21 protein-coding genes and 1 pseudogene are annotated in these 25,320 nt (G+C 69.6%); 14 read left to right on the forward strand and 8 right to left on the reverse strand.

Annotation, left to right across the window (positions count from 1 at the left end; all coding sequences use genetic code 11):
• Window positions 1-93: 93 nt before the first annotated feature.
• The 5 genes and pseudogenes from AB0E19_RS03130 to AB0E19_RS03150 form a co-directional block, all read right to left on the reverse strand.
• Window positions 94-1,194, reverse strand: a complete 1,101-nt coding sequence (locus AB0E19_RS03130; protein WP_362172365.1) for a PAS domain-containing protein — start codon at window positions 1,192-1,194, stop codon at window positions 94-96.
• Window positions 1,195-2,288: 1,094 nt separating this feature from the next.
• A pseudogene (locus AB0E19_RS03135) lies at window positions 2,289-2,471 on the reverse strand (pirin family protein); the annotation flags it as partial.
• 342 nt (window positions 2,472-2,813) lie between these two features.
• Window positions 2,814-3,194, reverse strand: coding sequence for a hotdog domain-containing protein (locus AB0E19_RS03140; RefSeq protein WP_030545651.1), 381 nt, complete (start codon window positions 3,192-3,194; stop codon window positions 2,814-2,816).
• The gene (locus AB0E19_RS03145) at window positions 3,191-4,855 is read right to left on the reverse strand and encodes an NAD(P)/FAD-dependent oxidoreductase (RefSeq protein WP_362172369.1); all 1,665 of its coding nucleotides are present in this window, start codon (window positions 4,853-4,855) and stop codon (window positions 3,191-3,193) included. Before AB0E19_RS03145 ends, AB0E19_RS03140 begins: the two co-directional genes overlap by 4 nt.
• Before the next feature lie 200 nt (window positions 4,856-5,055).
• Entirely contained in the window at window positions 5,056-6,027 is a 972-nt protein-coding gene (locus AB0E19_RS03150) for an alpha/beta hydrolase (RefSeq protein WP_362172372.1), read from the reverse strand.
• 158 nt (window positions 6,028-6,185) lie between these two features.
• Here AB0E19_RS03150 and AB0E19_RS03155 point away from each other — a divergent pair, with 158 nt between their 5' ends.
• Genes AB0E19_RS03155 through AB0E19_RS03165 form a run of 3 tightly spaced genes read left to right on the forward strand, consistent with a single transcriptional unit; the run spans window position 6,186 to window position 8,981 of the window.
• Window positions 6,186-6,848 (forward strand): hypothetical protein, encoded by a 663-nt coding sequence (locus AB0E19_RS03155; RefSeq protein WP_362172376.1) that lies wholly within the window; start codon window positions 6,186-6,188, stop codon window positions 6,846-6,848.
• The gene (locus tag AB0E19_RS03160) at window positions 6,841-8,211 is read left to right on the forward strand and encodes a glutamine synthetase (protein ID WP_362172379.1); all 1,371 of its coding nucleotides are present in this window, start codon (window positions 6,841-6,843) and stop codon (window positions 8,209-8,211) included. Before AB0E19_RS03155 ends, AB0E19_RS03160 begins: the two co-directional genes overlap by 8 nt.
• Window positions 8,208-8,981 (forward strand): gamma-glutamyl-gamma-aminobutyrate hydrolase family protein, encoded by a 774-nt coding sequence (locus tag AB0E19_RS03165; RefSeq protein WP_362172382.1) that lies wholly within the window; start codon window positions 8,208-8,210, stop codon window positions 8,979-8,981. The genes AB0E19_RS03160 and AB0E19_RS03165 overlap by 4 nt, the downstream gene beginning before the upstream one ends.
• Before the next feature lie 69 nt (window positions 8,982-9,050).
• Here AB0E19_RS03165 and AB0E19_RS03170 read toward each other — a convergent pair whose 3' ends face one another.
• Window positions 9,051-9,644 carry a TetR/AcrR family transcriptional regulator gene (locus tag AB0E19_RS03170; protein WP_362172385.1) on the reverse strand — a complete coding sequence of 198 codons (594 nt, stop codon included), beginning with the start codon at window positions 9,642-9,644 and terminating at the stop codon, window positions 9,051-9,053.
• 353 nt (window positions 9,645-9,997) lie between these two features.
• Between AB0E19_RS03170 and AB0E19_RS03175 the strand changes: the two genes are divergently transcribed.
• The 7 genes from AB0E19_RS03175 (at window position 9,998) to AB0E19_RS03205 (ending at window position 21,162) form a co-directional block, all read left to right on the forward strand.
• A complete protein-coding gene (locus AB0E19_RS03175) occupies window positions 9,998-10,696 on the forward strand; it encodes a transporter (protein WP_362172388.1) in 699 nt (232 codons plus the stop codon).
• A gap of 93 nt (window positions 10,697-10,789) precedes the next feature.
• On the forward strand, window positions 10,790-13,162 hold the full coding sequence (locus AB0E19_RS03180) for an AMP-binding protein (RefSeq protein WP_362172391.1): 2,373 nt from the start codon (window positions 10,790-10,792) through the stop codon (window positions 13,160-13,162).
• Between the two features lie 54 nt (window positions 13,163-13,216).
• Window positions 13,217-14,314, forward strand: a complete 1,098-nt coding sequence (locus tag AB0E19_RS03185) for a Zn-dependent alcohol dehydrogenase (RefSeq protein ID WP_362172394.1) — start codon at window positions 13,217-13,219, stop codon at window positions 14,312-14,314.
• A 27-nt stretch (window positions 14,315-14,341) separates the two neighbouring features.
• The gene (locus tag AB0E19_RS03190) at window positions 14,342-15,805 is read left to right on the forward strand and encodes an aldehyde dehydrogenase (protein WP_362172397.1); all 1,464 of its coding nucleotides are present in this window, start codon (window positions 14,342-14,344) and stop codon (window positions 15,803-15,805) included.
• A 128-nt stretch (window positions 15,806-15,933) separates the two neighbouring features.
• Complete coding sequence (locus AB0E19_RS03195) at window positions 15,934-17,481, forward strand: long-chain fatty acid--CoA ligase (RefSeq protein ID WP_362172400.1); 1,548 nt, start codon at window positions 15,934-15,936, stop codon at window positions 17,479-17,481.
• An 84-nt stretch (window positions 17,482-17,565) separates the two neighbouring features.
• Entirely contained in the window at window positions 17,566-18,909 is a 1,344-nt protein-coding gene (locus AB0E19_RS03200) for an FAD-binding oxidoreductase (RefSeq protein WP_362172403.1), read from the forward strand.
• Window positions 18,910-19,002: 93 nt separating this feature from the next.
• A complete protein-coding gene (locus AB0E19_RS03205) occupies window positions 19,003-21,162 on the forward strand; it encodes a SpoIIE family protein phosphatase (RefSeq protein WP_362172406.1) in 2,160 nt (719 codons plus the stop codon).
• A 38-nt stretch (window positions 21,163-21,200) separates the two neighbouring features.
• Here AB0E19_RS03205 and AB0E19_RS03210 read toward each other — a convergent pair whose 3' ends face one another.
• Window positions 21,201-21,761, reverse strand: coding sequence for a TetR/AcrR family transcriptional regulator (locus tag AB0E19_RS03210; RefSeq protein WP_362172409.1), 561 nt, complete (start codon window positions 21,759-21,761; stop codon window positions 21,201-21,203).
• Window positions 21,762-22,007: 246 nt separating this feature from the next.
• Between AB0E19_RS03210 and AB0E19_RS03215 the strand changes: the two genes are divergently transcribed.
• From AB0E19_RS03215 to AB0E19_RS03225, 3 genes are read left to right on the forward strand one after another with little or no spacing between them, the layout of a single operon-like run.
• Window positions 22,008-22,913: an FAD-dependent oxidoreductase gene (locus AB0E19_RS03215; protein WP_362172412.1), complete on the forward strand. Its 906-nt coding sequence runs from the start codon at window positions 22,008-22,010 to the stop codon at window positions 22,911-22,913.
• Window positions 22,914-22,963: 50 nt separating this feature from the next.
• Entirely contained in the window at window positions 22,964-23,107 is a 144-nt protein-coding gene (locus tag AB0E19_RS03220; RefSeq protein WP_169749492.1) for a DUF6126 family protein, read from the forward strand.
• Window positions 23,108-23,145: 38 nt separating this feature from the next.
• Entirely contained in the window at window positions 23,146-23,454 is a 309-nt protein-coding gene (locus AB0E19_RS03225; protein ID WP_362172416.1) for a hypothetical protein, read from the forward strand.
• Window positions 23,455-23,482: 28 nt separating this feature from the next.
• Here the strand turns inward: AB0E19_RS03225 and AB0E19_RS03230 are convergent, their stop codons facing one another.
• A complete protein-coding gene (locus AB0E19_RS03230; protein WP_362172419.1) occupies window positions 23,483-24,118 on the reverse strand; it encodes a DUF1345 domain-containing protein in 636 nt (211 codons plus the stop codon).
• Window positions 24,119-24,421: 303 nt separating this feature from the next.
• Between AB0E19_RS03230 and AB0E19_RS03235 the strand changes: the two genes are divergently transcribed.
• The gene (locus tag AB0E19_RS03235; RefSeq protein WP_362172422.1) at window positions 24,422-25,312 is read left to right on the forward strand and encodes an MBL fold metallo-hydrolase; all 891 of its coding nucleotides are present in this window, start codon (window positions 24,422-24,424) and stop codon (window positions 25,310-25,312) included.
• Window positions 25,313-25,320 lie beyond the last annotated feature (8 nt).

The following is a 25,320-nucleotide window of genomic DNA, read 5'->3' on the forward strand; positions in this document are numbered from 1 at the left end:
GCCGAGATCAGAAGTCTGCGCAGCCAGCTGAAGGCCAGCAGCTCCGAAGGCAGATCAAGAGGAGCGAACTGATCCACAACTATTGACTATTGCTCACACCGCCGTGTGGGCGACCAGTTCGGTGGCCAGGGCACGGTCGGCATCGTTGAAGGGGCCCCTCGTCGCGGTGCGCAGAAGGGTGACAACCCCGAGCCTCATCTCTCCGGCCACCAGAGGAAGGACCAACTGTCTGTCGTCGGGGGGAAGGTCCTCCGCCGGTGCGCCTTCGTGACCCGTGGTATCTCTGTGGGTGACCCGCCGCAACGGTTTCGAGACGCCCCAGGGACCAGGTTCCTCTCCGGTGAGCACGGGCTCCGCCAGGTCGACCCATGCCGCGTCCGTGAGATCGGGGACTACCACGGCGACGAATTCCTCGCACGTCCGGATCCCGTCCAGTGTCGTTCCGATGCTGCTGGAGCGGCTCAGCAGCTCAAAGCGTTGTTGAGCCTCGTATCGCTCGGTGATGTCGAAGGCCGATTCGCATACGCCCAGATGGTGACCGGCGGCGTCCTGCAGGCGGAAGTAGGAGCAGGACCAGACGTGCCGATGGACGGCGTCACCCGGCAGGGGGCTTCGGAAGTGGAGGTCGATGACGGGTTCGCCGGTGCGAGAGACCTGATCGATCACCGATTCGAACGACCTGCCTCGGAGGTCCGGGGAGATGATCTCACCCTCGGGGAGGATGTCCCGCGCCCGTGCGCCGAACCAGTCATCGCGATAGAGGCCGAACCGGTCCTGCGTCGCGGGGTTGACCCACTTCACGCGACCGTCCGAGCCGATCACGGTCAGCGAGATCGGCGACTGAGTGGACAGCCCGGCCAGCATGGCCTGGTCGGTCACCCAACGATCCATCCGATCGGCCGCGACAGACAGGATGCCCCAGGCCGCACTCGCCGGTCGAGCCTCGCCGGGCTCCAGCCGCAGGACATATAGCACCACCTCGACGACGCCCCCACCCCGTGTACGCAAGGTCCGCTTCTCGCCCCAGGACTCGACGGGCACGTCCAGGTCGAGGAGAGGGCGTCCGTCCACGGGGACGAAGAACCTGCGGGCCGGCTTTCCGAGGACATCGTCCGCCAGATACCCGTAGAGTTCCTGGGCTGCGGCGTCCCAACCGATGACGTCGCCCCGCTGGTCCAGCACTGCTGTGGCCATGGCCCCCGGGCTGAACGGAGTGCCGACCTGCTGCTCTCCTGCCCCGGGTTCTGTCATGACGGCCTCCCGACGGACGGCCCCCCACGTCAGGCTACTCGGCGTAGGCAGGGAAGCGCTCGCCGGAACCGAAAGCCTCCCGCGCTCCCGCAACCCTTCCAACAGGAGGCGGGCGCGAGGCATCTGCGACCCTGCCCGCCTTCCACTACGGTCTGCAGCCCCTTGTCTGGTTCGGATGAGGCCTCTCACCAGCGGTGTTGCCTCCCTGGAAGCGGTGCCCACTGGGGAGAATCTGGGGAGAACGAAGGTCCATTGGGGAGCCGCTGGGGAGAACCGACCGCGTAGAACCGCATCATCATGAAAGCCCCAGAAACGAGCAAAGCCGCAGGTCAGTCCCCCTATACGACCATCTGCGCAGGTCAGCACCCCGAGGGCGACGACTTCAAGAAGATCTCCTCGCTCCCTGAGCATGAGGAACCGGGCAGCCACCGTTGCCTATGGCCCACCACCGTCCCGACCTGACACGCTTGACGAGCAGCACAGCGTCTCTGGTCTGCACGTAAGCCGTTCGATGATCGCGCGCATGCATCCCCGAGCCCTTGTGCCGGCCCGCTCAGCGCCCCTGTACTCGTACAGCGCGCTCTTTCCTTTCCGCCGTCCGCAGCAGCTCCTCTTGCTGAGCACGACCCACTTCGACGACGGCAGAGAGAGCTGGGACGCGGATGGAGAGGTCTGTGAAGTAGTCGATGGCTCTCCATCCGCTCATGATGCACAAGCAGCGACGCTGAGGACATGGCGGTCCGATCATCGGTACTGCCTCGGGGTGCAGGCTGGGCATGCCAGATCGCTGCACGACCACCAGGAGAGGAAGCCACTGCCCCCGGAGATAAACCTGATGCCCCGTCAGCAAAGTCAGCAAAAGGTCAGCATTCAGCTGACCAGACCTGCTCCCACACGAGCACACCATAGAAGCGCGCCGCGCCGGCTGCGCCACCGAGAGAAGGTGCGAAACCACCCCTCTCGGTGGCACGCCGAAAGTCGGAGGCACGGCCGAGCGAGCCTGCTGCGGACATCGACCGCGAGGAGAAAACCGCAGGTCAGCGCACCCTACCCCGGGCCTTAAGCGGGGTAGGCGGGACCTCCGGGGCGTTCAGGCGGCCCCCGTCGTACCCCTTCACCTCGCCGAAGCGATCGCCCCGCATCCAGTCCTCCCGCGCCACGCGGATCTCCTCGTCCGTGCGGCCCACGAAGTTCCACCACATGACGATCAAAAACTCATAATCGCAGGTCAGACGGGATGAGAACCTCGAAGGTCAGCAAAAGTCAGCATGCGCAGCAGGAGCCGGCCCATGCTGATCGTCTTCCTTTGACAATGATGTGGAGAACTCAGTTGCTGGGGGGCGGGTGTGCGAGTCACGAGGCCCTGCCGATTCCGGCAGCCCGTGCATGGTGAGCCGCCCCCGGGGCTGTTGCGCCAGCGCACCGCACATTCTGGTGCCGCGTCGGCCATCGTACGCAACCGCAAGATCCGAGACCGGCCCGCCGCCGACAGCGGGCCGGTCGCTCGAAGGGGCACGCGGCTCGGGCTGCTCAGCGCCGACCGGCGTCTCCCACCCGGGCGGTCACGGTGCCGTCGTCGCCTCGGCGGCCGGAACGACCGCCGTGCCGCGCGCCCGGGTGGCCACGATGGGTTCGGGGAGCACCTCGGCCCGGCCGCTGTCGTCGACGGCTCGGCAGATGATCCGCAGCTCGAAGTCGACGGTCCGGCTCCGCCTCCCCTTCGCCGCCAGGCGTGCTTCCGCCTCGACGACGTCGCCACCGCGAACCGGTGCGAGGAACTCGACCGACGCGTATCCGGCGAACAGGCTCTCGTGGCCGTCGAGGGTGATCGCCAGGTGCGTTCCGGCGTCTCCGAACAGCTTCAGACCGAAGGCCCCGTCGACCAGGTTCCCCGCATAATGCGCCTCGGAGTACGCGACGTAGCGCTGGTGCACGACTTTCACGCGATCTCCTCGTGGATACGGCCGAGGCGGCGGGCTACGGTCTCGCCGTCCAGCGCGATGCCCGGGTAGCCGCGCTTGGCGAGTTCGGTACACATGCGGCGGTACTTGCCGACCCCGCCCACGTAGCCGAGGAAGGTCGTCGGCTTGCCGGTCACGTTCGAGCCCCGGTACCAGGAGTCGGTAGTGGCGTAGAGGGTCTGGGCGACCGTGTCCTCGGTGATCTTCACCCAGTCGTCCTGGGCTTCGGCCGTCGGCTCGATGACCTCGGCGCCGCCGGCCTTCGCGTGGCCGATCAGATCGGTGATCCAGTCCACGGCCTGCTCGATCGTGACGACGACGTTGCTCGCGAGCGCGGGGCTCTGCGGTCCCGCGATCATGAAGAAGTTGGGGAATCCGGCGGTCATGATGCCCAGGTAGGTCCGGACTCCGTCGCTCCACGCGTCCTGCAGTCGGCCGGTTTCCGGGGTGGAGACTCCGAGCGCGTACAGCGGGCCGGTGAAGGCGTCGAATCCGATCGCCAGGACGATGGCGTCGACCTCGTGGGAGCCGGCGCGCGTGACGATGCTGTCGCTCGTCATGGTTTCGATGGGCTCGTCGCGCAGGGAGACCACCGAGACGTTGGGACGGTTGAAGGTCTCGTAGTAGTCGGTGCCGAAGCAGCTGCGCTTGGCGCCGAGCGGGTGGAAGCGGGGTTCGAGGAGCTCGGCGGTCTTCGGGTCACGGACGATCTGGCGGATCTTCTCGCGGACGAACTCGGCCGCGGTCTCATTGGCCCTCGCGTCGGTCAGGAGGTCGGAGAACTCGCCGCCGACGCCGTTGAACCCGCTGCGCTGGTAGGCCCGTTCGTAGCGCTCGCGCCGTTCCTCGTCGGAGACGTCGAACGCGGCGGCGTCCGGGATGCGGTCGGGGATGCCGCCGAGCGAGTGACGGCACTCCTCGCGGATCGCCGCGTAGTGGCTCTTGATCTCGTCGACGTACTCCGCCGACAGCGGGGTATTCCGGGCGGGGAAAACGTAGTTGGGGGTGCGCTGGAACACGGTGAGGTGCTCGGCCACCTCGGCGATGAGCGGAATGCACTGGACGGCGGACGACCCGGTGCCGATCACGGCGACGCGCTTGCCCGCCAGATCGCTCAGCGGAATGTTCCACCGGCTCGTCGAGACCGTGGTCCCGGTGAAGTTCTCCAGGCCGGGCACGTCGAAGTCCTTGGGCGCCGAAAGGCCGCCCGAGGCGGCGAGCAGGTGGCGGCCCCGCCGGGTCTCGCCGGAGTCGAGGGTCACCTCCCAGAGCCGCTCCCCCGGGAGCCAGGTCGCGGACGTCACCCGGGTGCCGAAGGTGAAGTGCCGGCGCAGGTCGAAGCGGTCCGCGACGTGCTGGATGTAGCTCAGGATCTCGGCCTGGGGAGCGAAGCGCTCGCTCCACGTCCACTCTTGCAGGAGCTCCTGGCTGAACGAGTAGGAGTAGTAGACGCTCTCGACGTCGCAGCGTGCGCCGGGGTACGTGTTCCAGAACCAGGTGCCGCCGACATCGGGCGCGGCTTCGAATCCGGCGAAGGTCCAGCCCTTCTCGGCGGCCTTGTACGCCGCGTACAGGCCGGAGAACCCCGCGCCGACGCAGACGAGGTCGACGACGGGGGCGGTGGATGGAGCGGTCTCGGTCATGCGTGTGCCTTCGGATAGTCGAAATGCGGCTGGCATCCGGCCGTCAGGGCCTCGCCCTGGGCGGGGGTCCACACCCCCTCGATGCATCGACGTACATGTGTCGGTCATCCGACTTAGTCGTATGACCACGTGAATCTAGACAGGAGCCCGCTCGCCGTCAATAGTCGAATGGCGATCGAGTTCCTGTCCGCCGCCCGCGCTCAGGCGTCCGCGATGCCGCGCAGGTGGCGTACCACCTGCGCGACCGCCTCCTCCGTCTTGGCGAACACGCCCACCTCCGTGAAGAAGCCGTGGAACACGCCGGTATAACGGGTCAGGGTGACCTCGACGCCGTCGCGCCGCAGCCGCTCGGCGTACGCCTCGGCGTCGTCGCGCAGCGGATCGACCTCGGCGGTGAGGACCAGCGCCGGGGGGAGGTCCCGCAACGACGCGGCGCGCATCGGGGCCGCGTAGTGGTCGACCTCCCCAGTGCGATCCGGGCCGATGTACTGCTCCCAACACCAGCGGGCATCCTTGCTGGTCAGCAAGGGTGCGTCGGCGAACTCCGTCCAGGACCGGCTGGCGAACGTGTCGTCGACGGCGGGGTAGACCAGCACCTGCGACACGGGCCGGGCGAGTCCGAGATCGCGGAGCTTGAGGCACAGCGCGGCAGCGAGACTGCCGCCCGCCGAATCACCCCCCACGGCGATCGTGTCCGGATCGAGGCCGAGGCCCGGGGCCGACCGCCGCAGCCAGGTGAACGCGTCGAAGCAGTCGTCCAGCGCCGCGGGATAGGGATTCTCCGGTGCGAGTCGGTACTCCAGCGAGAACACCGCCCAGCCCGATCGGGCGGCGATCGCGCGGCAGACCTCGTCCACCCCGTCGAGGGTTCCCAGGACGAAGCCGCCACCGTGCAGATAGACCAGCGTCGGCCGTGGGCCGGCGCCCGGCGGCGGACCGTCCGGGTGGTACAGGCGTGCGCCGATCCCGCCGGAACGGGTGGCAACGGTCAGGGATTCGACCTGGTCGAGAGGGGTGAGCGGCCGTTCGGACGGGGGGGTCGCAAGGGTTTTCCGCGCCACTTCGGCGCCCAGTTCACGTACGGGTTTTTTGAGGGTCTCGGCGATGAATCGCGCCACCGACCGCGCATCGGGGTCCAGCCGCTCCCAGTACGGGGGCTTCGCTTCATTCACTGTGTGGCCTCTCCGAAGTCATTGACAGGTCGCGACGCGTACCCCACCATCCTAGTCACCTGATCTAGTCAATTGACCATGATGATCACGGTCCATCCGAGATCCGAAGCAGCCGATGCACGGCGCACGTGATCTCCCGAAGTCGAAAGGACCGACGGATGACCGAAACCACGACGGCTCCCGCGGCGCCCGGCGCACCAGCGGCAACCGAGGTCGACGTAAGGATCGAGGACGATGCGACTCCCCTCGTCCGGCTGATCGGCCGCACCCTGCGCGACTCCGCCCGTGCGGGGCACGCCCTCCCGGTGCTGCGAAGGTCGGCCGGCACCGTGGCGATCCGGTCCCATGACACGCCTCAGGCGGCGACGATCACCTTCGGCGACGGCGTCTCGGTCTCCAGCGGAGTCCTCGTCGAACCCGATGCCACGATCACCGTCGATCTGAACGCCCGGTTCGCCCCCGTCGCCGCCCCGTCGGGTGACGCCGAGCTCGCCGCGGACGCGCTGCTCGCGCTGTCGCCCCCGGTGCCGGACTGGCAGACGGCGGCCACGCACTTCTGGAGTGCCGCGCGCTCGGTGCCGGGCATTCCGGACGTGCTCATCGCGGTCACCGAGGGCCCCGACGGCCTGGAACAGCTCGTACTCGGCGAGGGCGCGACGCACTACCTGATCGCCGGAGCCCCCGAGGTGCTCGCCGGAGTGTTCTCCGGAGCCGACGACCTGCTCGCCGTGCTCTCCACGGGTGCGCTCGGCATCCAAGGCACCATGTCCCAGCTGTCGGTCATGGTCGGCGCTTCCTGGAAGGTTCGTTTCGATGTCTGAACTCACCATGCCCGCCAACGGCGTCGACTGCGGCGAGGAGGCCGTGCGAGCCGTTCGACTGGAGGCGACGAACCACGAGGGATCGTTCCTCGGCAAGACGCTGACCCCGAAGAAGTTCGCCTCCGGCATGGACTCGGGCTTCGCCTTCGCCGATCTCCTCTTCGGGCTCGACCTCGGCAACGCGCCGGTCCTCGGGTTCGCCTTCCCCGACTGGCGCGGACACCTGAACGACGTCTACTTCCGTCCCGACATGTCGACGCTGGTCGAGTGGGAGCCCGGGCGCCAGGCCGTGATCGGCGACTACTGGCTGAAGGACGGCAGGCCGGTTCCGATCTGTCCGCGCAACCTGACGAGGAAGATGACCTCGCGGCTCGCCTCGCTCGGCTTCACCGCGACGGTCGCCGTCGAGATCGAGGCGACCGTCTTCGAGGAGTCCATCCACGAGGCGCGTGCCCGCGGCTACCGCGACCTGACACCGCTCGGCGGGAGCGCGGGCACGGCCTATCACCTGGCGAAGTCCAAGGACTGGACCGGTTACATGAACGCCGTCGCCGATCGGCTCTCCGCGGTGGGCATCGAGTGGGAGGCCTGGAGCGACGAGGACGCCGCCGGCCAGATCGAGATCAACCTGGCACCCGGCGACCCGCTCACGGTCTGCGACGCCTGGGCACGGACTCGCCAGATCATGCGCGAGGTCGCGTTCGACCTCGGCCGCACGGTCACCTTCATGGCCAAGCCCACCGCGGGCTACGGGCAGGCTTCGCACATCAACGTGTCCCTCCAGCGCGACGGCGTCAACGCGTTCTACGCGGAGGAGGGGCCGTCGAAGACGATGCGCCACGCCGTCGGCGGTCTGCTCGCGACGATCGAGGGCAACACCTCGATCGTGCTCCCGCAGATCACCTCGTACCGCCGCCTGGTGGACCTCAGCGGCCCGCCGGTCACCGCCAGCTGGGGCATCAGCAACAAGACCACCGCGATCCGGGCGGTGTGCGGACACCCGTCGTACTCCCGTCTGGAGTACCGGGTCCCCGGCGCCGACGCCAACCTGTACCTCGCGCTCGCCGGCGTGCTGGCCGGTGTGATCGCGGGTCTGGAGCGCGAGATCGAACCGCCGGAGCCGGTCGCGGAGATGGCCTGGTGCATGCCGCCCGGGGAGATCACCCGGCTGCCGGACACCATCACGAAGGCCGCCGCCGCCCTCGAAGCGGACCCGATCCTGCGCGACCTCCTCGGCTCCGAGTTCGTCGACTACTGGATCGGTTCGCGCCGGTGGGAGTGGATGCAGTTCCACACCGCGGGCGGCGATCCGTCCGCCGACCTCTCCGCGTGGGAGTCCGCCCGCTACTTCGAGCTGCCGTGAGCGCCGTGGGCGAGGGGTCGGTCGCGGTACGGCCGCTGATCGGCATCACCGGCCGGCGGATCCGGCTGGACCTCATCAAGGGAGCGGACCGGCGGTACGGCGATCGCTGTGCCGACAGCTACATGGCCGACTACGCGATCCGGATCGCACGGGTCGGCGGTCTCCCCGTGCACCTCTCGTACGAGACGGACGCGGAGGCGGTCTGCCACTGGCTGGCGGGTGTGGTCGTCACCGGTGGGCAGGACGTGCACCCGGCGTGCTGGGGAGGCGACACCTCCTTGGTCCTTGACGTCGACCCCCGCACGGACCCGATGGCCCACGACGCCGAGCGGGACGCGTACGAGCTGGCGCTCGTGCGTGCCGCGCTCGACCGCGGGATCCCGGTGCTCGCCGTGTGCCGGGGCATGCAGGTCCTCAACGTCGCGCTCGGCGGCACGCTCGTCGCCGACCTCCCTCTTGGTGAGGTGCGGCACCTGTCGCAGGAGGCCGCGCTCACCGACGGCACGGACGATCACGTCGTGACCTTCGAGGCCGGCTCGATCGTGGCGGGACTCTTCGGAGCGCGGGCCATGACCAACTCGTGGCACCACCAGGCCGTCGACCGCTGTGGCACGGGGCTCCTCGTCACGGGCCGGACGGCCGACGGGGTGGTCGAGGCGGTGGAGCTTCCGGACGCACCGGTTCTGGGAGTCCAGTGGCACCCCGAATGGATGGAGAGCGACGATCCGACGATGACGTGGATCGTCGAGGAAGCTCTCAAACGCCTGTGAGGGGCCGGCCCGAGTGCGCGCCGACGGATGACGCACTCGGGTCCGGGCTGGGCATGGCGCGGACAGCGCTCAGGCGAGCTTCGCGGCCAGCCACGCGTCGAACACGTCGACGACGGTCTGCGCCTGCTGCGCGGCCCGGGAACGGTCGCCGTACGTCAACCAGTTCACGACGAACCCATCGGAAAGGGTGCTGATGACATAGCCGATCTCGTCGATCGTCTCGGGCGGGACGTTCTGTCCGGCGGCCGCTCTCGCGAGGATCGATCGCACCACGTTGAACGCCTCGTTGTAGACGGTCACCGCCGGATGCTCTTCCTGGCGCTGCGCCCAGCTGATCAGCTCGAAGCTCGCGGACGCGAATTCCGGGTCGGACTCGAGATACCAGTCAAGGACGCCCCGGAGCATCGCACGCGCGGTCACGACCAGGTCGCCGTGCACGTCGTTCTCGATCAGAACCTCGCGGTACCGCTCCGTCAGCCTCTCGAAGACGGCCGTGAACAGCAGCTCCTTGGTCTGGAAGCAGTAGTGAAGGGTCGCAAGCGGAGCGTTCGCCTGTTCGGCGATCCGGCGGGTCGTGGCACCGTCGACGCCGCGGCTCGCGATCACCCGGATGGCGGCGTTCACCAGCTCATCCCGCCGCTCGGCCGCCGGTACGCGTGCCACATCTACCCCCTGGTGAAGTTGGACGATTGATCAAGTCAGCGTCCAGGTTACCAGGCGGTATGTCCATATCGATCCACGCGTCGCCCCCTCCGCAAAGTAGTTGGTCATATGACTTGATCGCGCGACCGTAATGAAGAAGCATGGCTCCCACCCCTCGCGAAGACCCCGTGCGGCCATCAGCCCACACGACGAGGGCTCGCCGGCGGCCATCTGCGCCCGGCGAGCGGCTGCGGACCGCTCGGCACGTTCTGACTCGTTCGAATCGCCCGGCTCGGGCCCCGTGGGGCGACACCCCGACCCGCAGCCTTCGGCGGAGATCCGGATACCGAAAAGACCTCAAGGAACCGAGGAAAATGGCACTCAGAGAACTGCTTTTCCTGCTCGCCGACGTCTGGATGATCGCCGTCGGATTCACCTTCGGGTGGAAGTTCATCCGGAACTACGGAAACTATCTTCTCGGCCTCGAATGGATCATCGTCGCCACCTCCGGGTCGAACTTCTTCGTCTACGCGGCCGTGGGGGCCACCGAGGAAAGCCCGATGTACACCCTGGCCTTCTTCTTCGACCAGTTCTCACGGTCGGTCGGCATCACGCTGATTCTCGTCCTGGGCCTGATGCGCGTGACGCACCGGTACAAGCCGTCCGTGGGGACGGACGTCGGGGTGTTCGCGTTCGCCACCGCGGTCGGCCTCGCTCTGCTGCTCTTCGGCGAACGGCTCGGTACGGGGGTCGCGATCTTCCTGATCGCCGTCAACGTCCTGACCACCCTGTTCCTGATCTATTTCTCGAAGCGCCTCTGGGCGATCGGCGCGAAGGGGTGGGCCGTCGGCGCGGGCCTTGCGACCGCCGCCGGCTGCGTCATCGCGTCGACGTACGACTTCGTCCACATCCCGGGCGACGACGCGGCGCACACCCTCTTCTACATCGGAGCCCTGAGCACCTGGGGCTTCCAGATGTTCACGTACTACTTCGCCTACCGCGCCCTGCACCGCCACAACGAGTCGGTCGGTGCCGAACCGGACCTGCGCGAGCCGAGCCGAGCCGACGCCTGACCATCCGCGTTCAGGGCGGCGAAACGACGGACAACGTCCCATGCAGAGAAAGCAGCCATGGTCGTGAAAGAAACACCTCAGTGGGAGGAAGACGTGACTTCTCGCCGTCCTCAGCCGGCCGTCAGGCCCGAGCGGATGGGAGAGGCCCCGCCCACCGCGACGCTGACCGAATTGCTGGCGGAGCGGACGCGGCGATCACCTGACCGTGAGTTCCTCCGTTTCGAAGACGCGTCGTGGACCTTCGCGGAGATCGACGCCTGGACCTCCAGGCTGGCGCATCGGCTGATCGAGGTCGACGGCGTCCAGCCGGGTGATCGTGTCGCGATCATGCTCCCGAACGTCGTGCACTGGCCGGTCGTGTGGCTCTCCGCGCTGAAGGCCGGCGCCGTGGCGGTACCGGTCAACTCCTCGTACAAGCGGGCGGATCTCACCTTTCTCCTGCGGGACTCGGGAGCCCGGGTCGTGTTCACCGACCACGATCGGGTGGGCCTCCTGAAGGAGGTCGTCGACGCCGAGGCCGACTTGACGGACCTCCGCGTCGTCGACGTCGCCGACGACGGGTCCGAGGCTTTCCCGGCGACCGCTCCGGCGGTGCGTCCCACCGCCGAGACCCTGGCGAACCTGCAGTACACGTCCGGCACCACCGGTTTCCCCAAGGCATGCATGCTCACTCACGACTACTGGGTGCGGCTGGGCTGGACCTGCGCGGCGGGGACCGGTCTCGGGCCCGATGACGTCCTGCTCACCGCCCAGCCGTTCTCCTACATGGATCCGCAGTGGAACACCGCGCTCGCCTTGACGGTCGGGGCCCCGCTGGTCGTCCTGCCGCGCTTCTCCGCGTCGGGCTTCTTCGCCGATGTCCGCCGCCATCGAGCGACGTTCTTCTACGTCCTCGGATCCATGCCGACGCTGCTCTTCAAGCAACCGCCGAGCCCGGACGACCTGGACAACCAGCTGCGTCTGGTGCTCTGTTCGGGCATCCCGACCGGGATCCACGCCCAGCTGGAGGAACGCTGGGGCGCGCCCTGGCGGGAGATCTACGGCATGACCGAGTCCGGCGTCGACCTGTTCGGTCCCGTCGGGGACACGAGCTGCGTCGGGAGCGGGAACCTCGGGGTTCCGGTGCCGACGAAGCGTGTCCGTGTGGTCGATCCGCAGGGGGGCGATCTCCCCGACGGCGAGCCCGGAGAGCTGATCGTCTCGGGCGAGCCGATGATGCGCGGCTACTGGAACCGGCCGGAGGACACCGCCCGGGTGCTGCGGGACGGCTGGCTGCACACCGGCGACGTCGTCGTCCGCCGGCCGGACGGCGGCATCCGGCTGGTCGGCCGGATCAAGGACATGGTCCGCCGGGGCGGCGAGAACATCGCGAGCGCCGAGGTCGAGGCCGCCCTCGAACGTGACGGGGAGGTCATGGCCGCCGCCGTCGTCGCCGAACCCGACGAGATCTTCGGGGAAGAAGTCAAGGCATTCGTCCAGTTGTCCGCCGGGGTGCCGGCGGACCGTACGACCGCCGCGCGGATCGTCGACCGGGCGGGCCGGCAGCTCGCCCGCTTCAAGGTCCCGCGCTACATCGAGTTCGTCACCGACTTCCCGCGGACGCCCTCCGAGCGTGTGTCCAAACCCGCGCTCAAGGCCCGCGCCGCGGCGGAGCCCGGCATCACCTTCGACCTGGGCGGCCGGCGCGGGACCGGCGGCGGGCCCGCTACGCCCACGGACTCCCTCGGCATCGACGTCGTCCGAGGCGTTGCGGTTCTGACCCTGCGCCGTCCGGAGAAGCTGAACGCCCTGGACGTCGCCACGCGGCTGCGGCTGGCGAGCGCCGTCCGGGAGGCGGGCACCGGCGAGAACGTGCGCGGGATCGTCCTGACCGGCGAGGGCCGGGCCTTCTCCGCGGGCGAGGACCTCCGGTCCGTGCCCACCTCGTACGCGGAGCTCCGTACGGCCTTCGAGAGCTTCCACGACATCACCCGGGCCATCGTCCAGACACGGGTACCCGTCATCGCGGCGGTGAACGGCCTGGCGGTGGGCGGCGCCTCGGAGATCACCCTCTGCTGCGACGGGCGGATCGGAACCCCGGCGACGGAGTACTACCAGCCGGAGAACGGCCGCGGCATCACGATCTCGAACGCGTCGAGTCTGCTGCTGCCCCGGATCGTCCGGAACCACGCGATGCGCACGGTCCTCGGCTCGCCGCGGATCGGAGCCGAGGAGGCCCTGCGGATCGGCCTCCTGGACGAGATCGTCGCGCCCGATGAACTGCTCGACCGCGCCGTCGACCTGGTCGTCGAGTGGACACCGGAGATCAACACGACGGCGCTCCACCTCGCGCTCCTGCGGCCGCGTCTCGACGAGATCGAGCAGGCCTTCGCCCGGGAGGACGACGCCGCCCGGAAGACCTGGGAGAGCGGGGTGTTCAGCGCCGGCATCGAGGGCTTCTGGACCGCCAAGGACGCTCGGAAATAACTGCGCCACAGGGGCCGGAACGGCCCTTCCCTGAAGAACGACAGAGGAGACGACGTGATCGAGACAGAGGCCGCGGTACTCACCGCGGTGAACGAACCGCTTGAGCTGACCACGATTCAGGTGGACGACCCCGAGCCCGACGAGGTGCGCGTCGCGGTCACGCATGTGGGCCTGTGCCACAGCGACCTGCACTACATGACCGGCACGGTGCCGACCGGCCTGCCCGTGGTGGTGGGGCACGAGGTGGCGGGTGTGGTGGAGGCGATTGGCTCGGCCGTGACCGCACTGCGCGTCGGCGACCGCGTGGTCGGGGCGCTGACGCCGTCGTGCGGCCTGTGCGCCAACTGCGAGGCCGGCCGGTCGACCCAGTGTCAGCGTGTGGCGGAGGTCCGACGTCGCCCGCGCCCCGCGTTCCGGCTGACGGACGGCGGACCGGTCGAGCGGCTCGGCGACGTCGGCGCCTTCTCGCGCCACACGCTCATGCGGGAGAACGCGCTGGTGCGGCTGGACGACGCCGTGCCGCTTCACGTCGGGTGCCTCCTGGCGTGCTGTGTCATCACCGGCGTCGGCGCCGTCTTCCACGGTGCCCGGGTGCGTCCGGGAAGCACGGTCGCGGTGATCGGCTGCGGTGGTGTCGGGTCGGCCGTCATCCAGGGAGCCAGGCTGGCGGGGGCGTCGGCGGTCGTCGCGATCGACCTGGACGAGGCACGACTGGAGGCCGCGCGCGGCTATGGGGCGACCCATGTCGTCAACGGCGGCGTCGAAGATGTCGCCGCGGAGGTGCGGTCTCTCTTGGGCGAGGGGGTCGACTACTCCTTCGAGGCCGTCGGCTCGGCGCGCACCGCGGCCACGGCACTCGCGGTGCTGCGGCCGACCGGCACCGCGTGCCTGGTGGGCATCGCCCCGGAGGGCACCGAACTCACGCTGCCCGCGTCGGACTTCTTCTTCGGCGAGAAGCGCCTCATCGGCTCGTACATGGGCTCGGGTCAGGTGCGCCAGGACATCACCCAGCTCGCGCGCCTGTACCAGCAGGGGCGGCTGCTGCTCAACGAGATGGTCACGCAGGTGATCCCGTTCGGCGAGATCAACGAGGGCTTCAAGGCGATGCGGAGCGGTGACGTGACGCGGATCGTCCTCGACCTCCAGGCCTGACCGACCACGGATGCAGAGGTGAATCACATGACGAGTGGCGAGACGACGATCCCCCAGCCGGTGAACTACATCGCGGACGCCTGGAGCGACTGCGAGACGGTCCCGGGCGAGTGGAACGTCGACCCGAACACCCGGGAACCGGTGCACCGCACGGTCACGACGGGACCCGGCGACATCGAACGGGCTCTGAAGCACGCCGAGCGGGTGTACGGCGTCGGCCGCTGGGACGACGAGGCCCGCCAGGAGCGCGCGGACACCCTCGAACGCGTGGCCGCGCTCGTCGAGGCCCGAGTCGAGGGCATCGCGCGCACCGACTCCCTGACCAGCGGCGTGCCGATCGGCGTCACCCGGAAGGTGGCGGCGTTCCTGCCCGCGAGAATCCGGGCGACGGCGGCTGATCTGCGGAGCATTCCCCGGGTGAGGGCCCTGGCGGCGGGTGGCCGTGACGTCCGCCTGTACAAGGTTCCGTGGGGACCGGCCGCGATCCTCACGCCGTGGAACGGACCGAGCTTCATCCCGGCGGCGAAGGTCGTCAGCGCCGTCGCGGCCGGCTGCCCGGTGATCCTCAAGCCGTCGGAGCACGCTCCGGGCAGCGCGCAGATCGTCGTCGAGTGCTTCGTCGAGGCCGGGCTGCCCGCCGGTGCCCTGCAGCTCGTGCACGGCCGCGGCGAGGTGGGCGCCGCGCTGACCGGTGACCCGCGCGTCAAGGTCGTGTCGTTCACCGGGGGGCCGGCGGCCGGTCGCGCGATCGCCCGGGCCGGTGCGGAGGACTTCAAGGTCCTCCAACTGGAGCTCGGCGGCAACAACCCCGTGCTCGTCCTCGACGACGCCGACGTCGAGGTCGCCGCCGACGGGATCTTCGAGGGCATGACCAAGCTGAACGGCCAGTGGTGCGAGGGACCGGGCAAGGTCCTCGCGCCCAGGCGCCTGGTGGGGCCGCTGGTCGAAGCGCTGACCGAGCACATCTCCAAGGTCGTGGTCGGTCATTCGCTCGACGAGGGCGCCGAGCTCGGCCCGATCTCGAACGCGCCGCACTTCGCGACCCTGCAGAGCCGGATCGAGGGACTGCGTGCCCTGGGGGCCACCGTCCACCAGCCGGCCCGGCTGCCCGAGCTCGACGGCTTCTTCCTCTCACCGGCCGTCGCCGCCGGGGCCGACCCGGCGAAGGCCACCGCGGAGTTGTTCGGCCCCCTCGTCTCCGTGCACGCCGTCGACTCCGACGAGGAGGCGCTGCGCGTCGCGAACGCCCACCCCTCGGGACTCGACGCCTACGTCTTCGGCGGCGACACCGAACGCGCCATCGACGTCGGCTCGCGGGTCCTGGCCGGCGAGGTGCGGATCAACGGCGCGAAGATCGCCGATCTCGGCGACGATTCCGCGCAGAGCTTCTGGGGGCCGTCCGGCATCGGCGGTCACGGCCCGGCCGAGTCGGTGCGCGTGTTCTGCGGAGACCGGGTCGTCGGTGTGGACGCACCGGACCTTCCGCTGTGAAACGCCCGTGAAACGAGCCGCTGCCATGGACCGAACACGGGTGAAGGACGCAGCGGCTGAAGGCTGACGTCTCCGGACCCAGCCGTCGAGATCACCCGACGCACACCCAGAGCCGCTGGAGAACCCTCATGCTCAACCTCTCGATCCTCCTCGAAGACTCCGCCCGCACGTTCCCGGACCGGGACGCGCTCGTGCTCGGCCCGCACCGGCTGTCGTACCGACAGGTGGACGAGGCGGCGAACCAGGTCGCCAACCTGCTGGTGTCCCGGGGCATCCGGCCCGGCGACAAGGTCGCCCTCAGCTGCCCCAACCTCCCCGCCTTCCCCATCGTCTACTACGGCGTGCTCAAGGCGGGGGCGGTCGTGGTGCCGCTCAACGTCCTGCTCAAGGGCCGCGAGATCGCCTACCACCTGGCCGACGCGGACGTCTCGGCGTACTTCTGCTTCGAGGGGACCCCTGAGCTGGCCATGGCCGCGGAGGGCCATGCCGGATACCAGGAGGCCGGAACGGTCGAGCACTTCTTCGTCATCACCGCCGACCCGGAGGCTCCCTGCCCGATCGCCGGCGCCGAGACGCTCGGCCGGGCTCTCGCCGGCATGAGCACCGCGTTCGCTCCGGTGGTCACCGAGCCGAACGACACTGCGGTGATCCTGTACACCTCGGGGACGACGGGGCGGCCCAAGGGAGCGGAACTCTCCCACGCGAACCTCATGATGAACGTGCTGGCCGACAACCGGCTGTTCCGCAACGAGCCCGCCACCGACAGCCACGTGGTGTGCCTCCCCCTCTTCCACACCTTCGGCGCGACGGTGCAGATGCACGCCGGGTTCTCGGTCGCCGCGACCTTGTACCTCGTGCCGCGCTTCGCGGCGCGTGAGGTGGTCGAGCTGATGAGCCGCGAGACCATCACGTTCTTCGCGGGTGTTCCGACCATGTGGTGGGGGCTGCTCGACGCCCTCACCGAGGACGTCGACGTCCACCGCATCGCCGGGAACCTCCGGATCGGGATCTCCGGCGGCGCGGCCCTGCCGGTCGAGATCCTCCACCAGGTCGAGCAGCGCCTCGGCATCACCGTGCTCGAAGGGTACGGGCTGTCCGAGACGTCGCCCGTGGCCACGTTCAGCGATCCCCGGCTCGCACCCCGGCCGGGCTCGATCGGCGTCCCGATCTGGGGCGTGGAGCTGAAGCTGATCCGGCCGGACTGGACGGAGGTCACCCGGGCCGGGGAGGTCGGCGAGATCGCGATCAGAGGTCACAACGTCATGAAGGGCTACTACAACCGCCCGGAGGAGACGGCCGAAGTGATCCGCGACGGCTGGTTCCGCACCGGAGACCTCGCGCGGCGCGACGAGGACGGCTTCTACTCCATCGTCGACCGTGCGAAGGACCTCATCATCCGCGGGGGTTACAACGTCTACCCCCGCGAGATCGAGGAGGTGCTGCTCACCCATCCCGCGGTGAGTCTGGCGGCGGTGGTCGGTGTCCCGCACGACAGCCACGGCGAAGAGATCAAGGCTTTCGTGATCCCCGCGAAGGACGCCGTCGTCACCGCCGACGAGCTCGTCGCCTGGAGCAGGGAGCAGATGGCCTCCTACAAGTACCCCCGCGTCGTCGAACTCGTGTCGAGCCTGCCGATGACCTCCACCGGCAAGATCCTCAAGCGCCGGCTCGTCTGAAGCTCCCACGAACCCCGGACCACCCGAGGCGGTCCCACCCCTCAGCCGCCGTCGTACCCGTCACCGCCCAGGAGGAGCAGCGAGATGAAGACGGACCACGTCGAATACACCACCTTCACCGGGTGGATCGACCCTCCTGGCGACGTCCGGCCCGCTCTGGACGACGACGTCACCTGCGAGGTCGCGGTCATCGGCGGCGGCCTGGCGGGCATGTCGACCGCCCTGCGACTGGCCGAACGCGGCCGGGACGTGGTGCTGCTGGAGGCCGAGTTCTGCGGGCACGGCTCCGCCTCGCGCAACGCCGGGCAGGTGGCGGGCGCCCCGGGGGGCGACATCCAGCTCCTGAGCATGCTCCACCGCAAGACGTTTCCCGGCATCGTCCGGTTCGCGGAGAACTCCGCTCACTTCCTGGAGCGGCTGATCGAGCGGCTGGCCATCGACTGCGACTACGAGGCCACGGGCAACGTCTGCGCCGCCGTGTCCCGTGGGCAGATGGGCCGCGTGCGCCGTGTGACGAAGCTCCTGCGCAAGGCCGGCGCGGACGTCGAGCTCGGTACGAGCGCGGAGCTCGGCATCCCGCGCGGATTCCTCGGCGGCATGCGCGAGTCCGTCGGCGGAATGATGAATCCGGGCAAGTTCAGCCTCGGCATCCGCCGTGCGGTCCTCGCGTCCGGCGCCCGGGTCTTCGAGCGGACGCGGGTCTCCGAGGTCCGTCCGACCGGCGATCACGTGGTGATCAGCACGCCTGGGGGCGAGGTGCGAGCGCGGCGGGCCGTGCTCGCGACGAACGCCTTCGGCGGCGACCTGGCCATCACCCCGAAGCGGCTCTCCGTGCCGATCTGGGTCAGCGAGGTGGAGACCGAGCCGATCGACCCCGACCGCCTGGCCGCACTGGGATGGACCAGCCGGTCGGGTGTGGTGACCCAGCACAACATCATGGAGAACTACCGGCTGACCTCGCGCGACACCATCGTGTTCGGGGTCCGCCGGCTCCAGCGGGGCAGGACCTGTCCCCTCCCTCCGAGGAAGCCGGACGAGGCCGTCGTCGCCGAACTCGCGCGCGCCTTCGAAAGGCGCTTCCCCGCACTCGCCGACGTCGCGGCCGCCCGGGCCTGGGGCGGATGGATCGCGATCACCCCGTCCTGGCTCCCGGTCGCCGGCACGACCCGCGACGGCGTCTACTACTCGGTCGCCTGCAACGGACACGGCCTCGCCCAGGCCCCCTACGTCGGCTCCCTCATCGCAGACCTGATCGTGGACGGCCGGCAGCACGAGGACCTGAAGACGCTCTGGGCGAAGAAGCCCGACTTCCCCCGCCCGCTGATGATGGGCGCCGTGGGACTGCGGACCATCTGGACGGTCGACCGCTTCAACGACCTGATCAACGGGAGCCGACGGAACGCCCGGCGCGGCGCGGCTCCGAGCTGAGGCATGGGTGACCGCGAACCGTCCGTCGTCTCCGACGCCCCGCTCCCCGCTCACCCGGTGGCACGGGTCCTTCCGCTTCCGGACAATGCCCTTATGAGGACCGATGTCGACACCCTCCTCCACCGTCTGGCCCAGCAGCTCAGGCCGCGGACGGAGGAATCGGTCGAGACCCTGCTGCGGTACACCCGCGGCGAGCTGTCCGAGCCATGGGGGTACGACGAGGTCGCGGATCTCGTGGCCGAGGAGACAGCCGGGCACGTCGTCGCGTTCCTGGACCTGCTGGAACACGGCGCCGACGCCGCGGAGGCCACGCCGCCGCCGCAGTCCTTGGAGCTCGCCCGCAGGCTCGCTCGGAGCGGGGTCCCGATCAGCACGCTCCTGCGCGGCTACCGGCTCGGCCACGTCGCCCTGCTCCAGCTGGTCCAGACCGAGGTCCTCACGCTTACCGACGATCCCGAGCTGGTCAACGCCGCGGCACTGCGCCTGATGGCGGCGGGGTTCGGGTACGTGGACCGCAGTTCCGCACACGTGGTCGCGGCCTACCAGGAGGAACGCGACCGCCGACTGCAACGGCGGCTCCTGCTGGCCAACGAGGCCGGTCGCCGGATCGGGACCACACTGGACATCGACCGCACCGCGCAGGAGCTTGCGGACGTCGGCGCCGACGGCTTCGCCGACCTCGTCGCCGTCGACCTCGTCTCCTCCGTCCTCGACGACGAGAACGTCTCGCCGCCGTCGACCCCGCCGTCGCTCCGTCGCGTCGCCCGGCGATCCGTACCGGGCGGCGACGCCACGGACCTTCCCGTACGGATCGGACGGACACACAGCTACCCCGCCGATTCGGAGCCGGCCCGCGCGCTGGCGACCGGCATGCCCGTTCTACGCCGTGGCGGAGCGAGCGGGGGCCTCGCAGGTGGTGACGGGTTCCACTCAGCCCTCCTCCTCCCCCTGGTGGCCCGCGGGGAGACGCTGGGCCTCGTCCAGTTCCTCCGTACGGGGAGCGGCGCGCCCTTCGACGACGACGATCTCCTCCTCGCCCAGGAGATCGCCGCCAGAGCGGCGGTGTCCATCGACAACGCCCGCCGGTACACCCACGAGCGTTCCACCGCGCTCGCCCTCCAGCGCAGCCTGCTGCCGCGGCACGCCGTGGAGCAGTCCGCCGTCGTCACGGCCTCCCGCTATCTGCCCAGTGGCTCCCGCGCGGGCGTGGGGGGCGACTGGTACGACGTGATCCCGCTGTCCGGAGCCCGCGTGGCCCTCGTCGTGGGCGACGTCGTCGGGCGCGGACTGCGTGCCGCCGCCACCATGGGCCGCCTCCGGATGGCCGTGCGCGCCTTCGCGGACATCGACCTCATGCCCGACGAGCTGCTCACCCACCTGGACGACGTGGTCATCCGGCTCCAGCACGAGGAGGGGGAGGAAGCGGGCGAGATCAGCGCCACCTGCCTGTACGCGGTCTACGACCCGGTCTCCCGCGTGTGCTCGCTGGCCAGCGCCGGACACGTCCTGCCCGCGGTGGCCACTCCCCCGGACGGAGCGGGCGACGCGCCGGGCTCCCGGTCGGTCGAGTTCCCGGAGATGCCGATCGGCCCGCCGCTGGGCCTGGGCGGACTCCCCTTCGAGACCGTGCAGTTCGAACTGGCCGAGGGGAGCCTGCTTGCCCTGTTCACGGACGGTCTCGTCCAGAGCCGGGCACGGGACGTCGACACCGCTCACGAGCTGCTGCGCGACGGCCTGGCCCAGGGGTCCGCGTCCCCGGACGAGGTCTGCGACCGGGTGATCGCCGCGCTGGTGCCGGAGCGAGCCGTCGACGACATCGCCCTCCTCGTGGCCCGCACCCTGTCGCTCGACCCCGGTCACGTGGCCACCCTCGACGTTCCCTCCGACCCGGCGGCCGTCGCCGGGGCACGCCGCTTCGCCTCCGAAACGCTGACCGCCTGGGGCCTCGACGGGCTTTCCTTCACCACCGAACTCATCGTCAGCGAGCTGGTGACGAACGCGATCCGCTACGGCAGGAGTCCGATCCGGCTGCGGATGATCCGTCAGTCCACGCTGACCTGCGAGGTATCCGACGCCAACAGCACCGCTCCGCACCTGCGCCGCGCCCGCACCTACGACGAGGGCGGCCGCGGACTGCTCCTCGTCGCCCAGCTCTCCGAACGCTGGGGCACCCGACACCACCGCGAGGGAAAGGTGATCTGGGCGGAACAGGCCCTGCCCGCGGACGGTCTCCTCACTCTCCCGGCGACCTGACCTCCCCGCCCGCGTGGCCGCGGGAAGGCCAGGTCAGGTCAGGCCGCGTACGTCTTGAGGTACGCGATCACCATGCGGCGCGCTTCGTCGATCGTGGCGTCGTCGCCGGCCGGTGACTGCCGGAACGCGACGTCGAAGAGGCGGTTGCCCACCTCGAAGGCGAGCTGCAGCGCGAGCCGGGGGGTGTCGGCGGATACCAGACCGCGCTCGATGAGAAGGCACCAGAACCGGTCCGCCTGCGCGGCGTCGAATTCCCGGACCAGGACGGCGAGCGCCTCGCTGCGGCCCGAGAACCACAGCTCGACGCAGCTCGGATGCTCGCGGAAGTAGTCGCGCAGGGGGTCGATGACGGCGTCCGCGGCCTCCCGCAGCGTGGACAGCGGGGAGCCTTCCAACGCGGCGGTGACGAGCTCCTCGATCACCCGCAGGTGCCGGCGCAGAAGCTCGGCGTCGACCTGATGCCGGTCGGGGAAGTAGTGGTACATCGAGGCGACCGGGATGCCCGCCCGCTCACCGACGGCCTTCAGGGTGGCCGCCTCGTAGCCCTGCTCCCGGAGCAGCGCCTCGGCGGCGTCCAGGATGGCGCGTCTCCGCTCCATGCCACGGCGCTGCACGGCCGGACGGGCCGACGCCGGGGATGCGGACTTCTTCTCGAACACAATTCGAGATCGTATCAGCCACACACCGGCTCCCCCCGGGTGAAGCGAGGCGGCAGGCCCCTGCCGCGACCGACGCCGATCACCACAACGCGGATTGACTACGCGCATCACCAAAACTTAAACTCGAATCGAATTTGAGTTTAGGGTTCATCCCTGGCGCCGAAACCCACGACGAGAGGAACTGGCATGGCCACATACACCGAGCGCGACGTCGCGGTGATCGGCAACGGGCTCATGGGGGCGTCGATCGCCCGCGCCCTGGCGCGTTCCGGCTGGAGGGTCACCGCATACGACCCGGACACGGCACGGGCTCGGGTGCTGGCGACCGAGCTGCCGGGGATTAGAGCCGAGGCGGACCTCGAAACGGCGGTCGCGTCCGCCCCCCTTGTCCTGACCTGTGCCCCGTCCTACGAAGCCGTGCTCCGAAGCCTGGAGTGCGTCGGCGACTGGAACGGCAAGACGCTCCTCAATACGGGGACGAGCTCGACGGCGGAGGCGGAGCACGCCGCCGCGTGGGCTGCCCGGAAGGGCGTCCCCTACCTGGACGCCGCGATCCTCTGCTTCCCCCAGGACATCGGCACCGAGCGGGGCTACGTCCTCTTCTCGGGAAGCCCCGAAGCCTGGGCGCGGCACGAGGAGCTGATCGCCGCGCTCGGTCCGGCGACGCGGTTCGTCTCCGAACAGGCGCAGGCCGCGAGCGCGGTCGACCTCACGATCGTCGGCGGGGTGTACGTCGCCGCGCTGGCCGCCTACGTCGACGCCGCGGCGTACGCCCACAGCCAGGGGGTTTCGGGCGACGTCCTCGACGAGGCCACGGACAAGGTCCTCGCGGCGCTGAAGGACGGGGCCAAGGAGGCGGTGGCGGCCATCGGCAGCGGTGATTTCACGACGGACCAGGCCACGTTGTCGGTGTTCACCCACGGAGGCGAGACGTGCCTCGACGGCATGAGGGGCGCCGGCTTCGCCGCGAACGTGCTGGAGGCCGCCGTACGCAATCTCAAGACGGCCGAGGCCGCGGGGCTGGGCGGGTCGAGCTTCTACGCCCTGGCACAGGTCGCCACGGACGGCTCCACCGCCGGCTGGCAGCAGTAGCGGGGAGGGTTCACCGCTACCGACCACCACACCCTGAGAGGGGAACCGCTGTGCGCGACGAGGACCACGACGCGGACCGGACGAACGAGAGATGGAAAGCGAAGGGCATCGGTCTACGGGTGTTCTTCTACGTCGTCGGCACCTACCTGTTCGTCACCCTGGTGGGCCACCTGGGCGCGCAGGCCCAGGAATAGCCGCCCCGACCCCTCACACCTCTCGGGAGCACACCGAAATGAACACCGACGTCTGCGGCTCCACTCGTCACGTTCCCCTTGAGGGGTACTCCGGCAGGGCGCGGACGTGGCGGAAGGCGAGCTGGAGCCGGGTTCTGCGTGAGACGGCCGTCGGATGCCTGATCATGCTCGTACCCACACTCCTCCTCGGCTTCTTCATGTCGTGGGACATCGGCATCGCCATCGTGATGGCGACCGCGTCATCGGCGGTGCTCTCCTCGTTCGTGTTCTCCCTCAGGGGTCATACCCTCGGGTGCGCGGTCAAGAAGGGCATCGTTCTGACGCTGGGATGGTGGGAGCGGATCTGAGGGGACGCCCGGTTCCCCGGTGGCTTCGTCACAGGCTGTCCAGGGCGGAGACGAGGCTGGCCACCGTGACGGTGTTGAAGACGAAGGCAATGCAGGCGTTGACCGTCACCGTACGGCGCATCTCCCGGGACACCACGGTGACATCTGTCGTGCCGAACGTCGTCATGACCGAAAAGGCGAAATAGAGGTAGTCGCTCCAGATCGGGGCCTCCTCGCCGGGCACGTCCAGTGCCCGTTCGCCCTCCACAAGGTTGTCGGCCTGGAAGGCGACGGCGAAGGAAACGGCCACGCAGACCCAGGCGACGGCGACCAGGGTGAGTGCCACCGCCGCCCGGGCGACCGGCTCGAACGCGGAGCCGATGTGGCCGGGGCGCCACACCACCGCCACCACGAGCGCGGCGGCCGCGATGAAGATGGAGACCCCTGGCCCTGGCGCCGTTCCGTACACGTACCGCTGGAGGGTCGTGCCCCGTGTCTCCCGGTCCGCCCAGTCGCGCACACGATCGGGAGAGGCGGTCGAAAAGGCGATCGTCGTGATCAGGAGATAGGGAAAGAGATGGGCGAGCAGCATCAGCACGCACACGTCCGCCGCCGAGATCTCCGCCCAGCTGCGGTCGAGGCCGAGGAGAAGCACCGCCGTGCACACAGCGATGACGAAGCTCACCGCCGACCGGCGACGCTCGGAGAGCCACTGGTTCCGACGGCGGCCCCGGGGACGTGACTGCGGCACGAAGAACTCCTCAGGAAGCAGCGGCTACCGACCCGTTCGGGGCCCGACGCTACGACATCACGGCGCTCCGTCGACGGTGTGCCGCGGCCGTCGCCGTGGGGTGTCGGCCGAATCGGTGGACCGTTACCTTCGCGTCGTGGGCTTGCGGATCACCCGCGCGAACCACCCCACGCAGGGCCGCGACGGCCGCCACGCGATCCGACCACCACGCCACTCGCCGACGAAGGAGTGCCGACCGTGCACACGACGGGATACACGGAAGCGGAGTACGGCGGAGTCACCGTACTGGTGGGCGCCGAGCGAGGCGCCTACCCGTACGCCAACTCCGTCCTCGTGCGCGGCACCGCCGAGACGCTGATCATCGACCCGTCGCTGTCGCTCGTCGAGTCGTCGCCCCCCGCGGACCTCGTGCTCGTGAGCCACGCGCACGAGGACCACGTCGCGGGTCTCGGACGGTACGGCGCGCCCGTTCACGCCCACGAGGACGATCTCGCCGCCGTGCGGTCCCGTGCGGTCATGGCCGCCGGCTACGGCCTCCCTCCGGACGCCACGGAGCAGGCGGAGGCGATGCTGCGCGACCGGTTCCACGTGCGTGACCGCCCCGACGCGACGGGGTTCACCGACGGAGCCGTGTTCGACCTCGGGGGGCGCACCGTGACGGTCGTGCATCTTCCCGGCCACACCGCCGGTCATTGCGGTTTCCTGATCGAGCCGGACGGATTCCTGTTCGTGGCGGACATCGACCTGACCTCGTTCGGCCCGTTCTACGGAGACGTCGGCAGCAGCCTGACGGATTTCGAGGCGTCCCTGCGCCGATGCCGGGAGATCGGGGCCCGCTGGTACGGGACGGCCCACCAGAAGGGCGTGATCGAGGGTGCCGAGGAGTTCGGCCGACGGCTCGACGCCTTCGTCGGCGTAGTGGAGCGGCGGGACGCGACCCTTCTGACGTACCTCGACGAACCGCGGACCGTCGAGGAGATCGCCGAGCGCCGGCTGGTCTACCGGCCGCTCGTCGAAGGCCCCCACGTGCGGCCGGTGGAGCGGCGGATCGCGGCACGGCACCTGAGCCGGCTGGTGGACAGGGGGATGATCGTCGAGGTCGAGGCGGGGCGGTTCCGCGCCACGTAGCGGTCCGC

The sequence above is a fragment of the Streptomyces sp. NPDC047974 genome, assembly GCF_040653375.1.
In the GTDB taxonomy this organism is placed as follows: domain Bacteria; phylum Actinomycetota; class Actinomycetes; order Streptomycetales; family Streptomycetaceae; genus Streptomyces.